The sequence below is a fragment of the Terrisporobacter muris genome (assembly GCF_024621905.1).
Classification (GTDB): Bacteria; Bacillota; Clostridia; order Peptostreptococcales; family Peptostreptococcaceae; genus Terrisporobacter; species Terrisporobacter muris.
The window spans coordinates 1-2,848 of record NZ_JANKBY010000396.1 but is presented as its reverse complement, the minus strand read 5'-3'; the positions used below and the strand labels follow the sequence as shown (position 1 = coordinate 2,848).

Genomic DNA, 2,848 nt, shown 5'->3' with positions numbered 1-2,848 from the left:
TTCCATTTTATTTCTGGTGAGTAGTGTACTCTTGTACTCATAATAAAATAACCTCCTTTAAAATCATACATATAGTATGTTTCAAAAGAGGTTGTTTTATTTATTCCCGTGTAAAGGGTTCACTTCAAAATTCTAAGGGGTATTTTTATTATTTACATTTTATATTGATAATACTTTATAGAGATATAACTTTACTCATTAATGAGTTACTTCTTTTTATAAATGAATCTAATTCATCTGCATTTAATTCTTTATTAGCAAGTAGAGCTAAATCTACTATTTGATTACAAATCACATCTATTTCTTCTTTTTTATCTTCATTGTCTTTTAGTGACACTAATTTTTTTACTAATGGGTTACTCTTATTTATAACTAAAGTTTTTTCTTCTTTTAAATCCATACCAAAGTTCATTCCAGCAAATCTAGATTGCATTTCCATCATTCTTCTAGATTCTTCTGATACTAAAATCATAGCTGGTGTTTCTTCATTTTTAAGACTTTCCACTGAATATTTTTCTACTCTTTCATTTATAACACACTTGAATAATGAAGTTATTTTTTCATCTTCTTCTTTATTTTCTTCACTATCTTTGTCTTTTAGTACGTCTGATAAATCTGAGTCTATTCTATTAAACTTAGTTCCCATTTCTTTATATTCTATAAACGAAATAAAGTTGTTGTCTATTGTGCTATCTAATACAACTGCATTTAATCCATAATCTTTAAATAGTTTAACATATTGAGATTGTTGATCCACATTGTTTACATAGAATACTTTGTTTTCATGTTTTTCTTTTGCTGCCTCTAAGTAATCTGTTAATGTAATATATTTACCATCTATATCTTTATATAATATATAATCTTTTACTTTGTCATAGAAACCTTCATCTTTTAAACAACCAAATTTGATGAATATTTGTATGTCATCCCAGAATTTTTCATACTCTTCTCTACTATTTTTACATAAAGATTTAAGTTTATCTGCAACCTTTTTAACTATATGTTTAGATATTTTACTTACATCTCTGTCATTTTGTAAGAAACTTCTAGACACATTTAATGGTAAGTCTGGACAGTCTATTACACCTTTTAGTAATAATAAGAATTCTGGTATAACTTCTTTTATATTATCTGCTACGAATACTTGATTATTATAAAGTTTTACCTTACCTTCTACTAGTTCAAACTCATTATTTAATTTAGGGAAGTAAAGAATTCCTTTTAAGTTAAACGGATAATCCACATTTAAATGAATCCAGAATAATGGTTCATCAAATACATTAAATACTTTTCTATAGAATTCTTTATATTCTTCATCTGTACAATCTTTAGGTGATTTTAACCATAATGGATTAGTATCATTTAATGGTGTTGGTTCAATTTTTTCTTCATCTTCTTTAACTTCTGCATCTTCATCTTCCACATATATTTCAACAGGTAAGAAAGAGCAGTATTTGTTTATTATACTTCTTACTTCATATTCATTTAAAAATTCTTCACTATCTTCAGCTAAGAATAATGTTATTGTAGTTCCTCTTGTAGCTCTTGTTCCTGATGGACTTATTTCAAATTCAGTTCCACCTTCTGATATCCATCTTACAGGGTCTGCTCCCTCTTGGAAAGATAATGTATCTATTTCAACCTTTGTAGATACCATAAACGCTGAATAGAATCCTAAACCAAAATGACCTATAATATCCGTTTCTTCCATTCTATCTTTGTATTTATTAAAGAAGTCCTCCGCACCAGAAAAAGCAACTTGATTTATGTATTTATCTACTTCTTCTGCTGTCATACCTATACCGTTATCACTGAATTTTATAGTTTTATTTTTCTTGCTTACTGATACTGTAATTTTATATTCTTCATCTTGTGAAGGCTTAACTTCGCCAAGAGAAACAAGTCTTTTATATTTACTTACTGCATCACAGCCATTACTTATTAATTCTCTTATAAAAATGTCTTTGTCTGAGTATAACCATTTCTTAATTATTGGAAAAATATTTTCTGTATCAATTGAAATACTACCTTTTGTTACTTCCATATTTACCTCCTTAAACTTGCACATTTATAAAATTTGTTTTATTCTAAATCACAAAATGCAAGGTGGGGGAATAAATAACCTTGCATTTTAAGGGCTTTAATTTAATTTTAATATTTACTATTTATTCCCATTTTAATTATAGAACTATCTTGTTAGCACTGTCAAGCATTGAGTGCTAAAAAATCTAAATTTTTAATCAATAGTAATATATTTTGTATCTTCTTTTCCAGTAACCTCTTTAGGGAATGTTAATTGTAATATTCCATTGTTAAAGCTTGCTTTTATATCTTCTTCTCTTACACTATCTCCTACATAAAAGCTTCTTGAGCATTTGCCACAATATCTTTCTTTTCTTATATAGTTACCTTTTTTATCTTTTTCTTCATTAGATGTATTTTTTTGAGCTGTTATTGTTAAATATCCATCTTTAAGTTGAGCTTTTACATCCTCTTTTTCATACCCTGGCAAATCCATGTCTAAGATATAATTATTATCTTTTTCTTGTATATCTGTTTTCATAAGTTTTGTAGTGTTGCTGTTTGTAAAAAATGGATCTCTGAACATATCATCAAACATATTGTCAAACAAACTAAATCCTAAACTATTGTTATTCATTGGTACTAATTTCATAATTAATTCCTCCTTACAATTGTCTTCATACTTTAATTAAGTACAAAGATAATATTTAATTTTATTTTTTATGTATTCTGATTTGTTCTTTATTTGTTTTCTTACTTATTATTATAGTCTTTTTGTTAGCACTGTCAAGTGATGAGTGCTAATTTTTTTTATTTTTTCTCTTAA

Annotated in this window: 2 protein-coding genes; both read right to left on the bottom strand. The window is 26.7% G+C overall.

The window, feature by feature from the left end:
• Nucleotides 1-175 precede the first annotated feature (175 nt).
• On the bottom strand, nt 176-2,044 hold the full coding sequence (htpG, locus tag NSA58_RS18315; protein ID WP_039681360.1) for a molecular chaperone HtpG: 1,869 nt from the start codon (nt 2,042-2,044) through the stop codon (nt 176-178).
• 192 nt (nt 2,045-2,236) lie between these two features.
• Nucleotides 2,237-2,674 (bottom strand): Hsp20/alpha crystallin family protein, encoded by a 438-nt coding sequence (locus tag NSA58_RS18310; RefSeq protein ID WP_079764882.1) that lies wholly within the window; start codon nt 2,672-2,674, stop codon nt 2,237-2,239.
• Nucleotides 2,675-2,848: the final 174 nt, after the last annotated feature.

Bases quoted from the DNA above. Each gene is read 5' to 3' on its own strand.
- NSA58_RS18310 (WP_079764882.1), bottom strand. From the start codon at position 2,674: ATGAAATTAGTACCAATGAATAACAATAGTTTAGGATTTAGTTTGTTT.
- htpG (WP_039681360.1), bottom strand. From the start codon at position 2,044: ATGGAAGTAACAAAAGGTAGTATTTCAATTGATACAGAAAATATTTTT.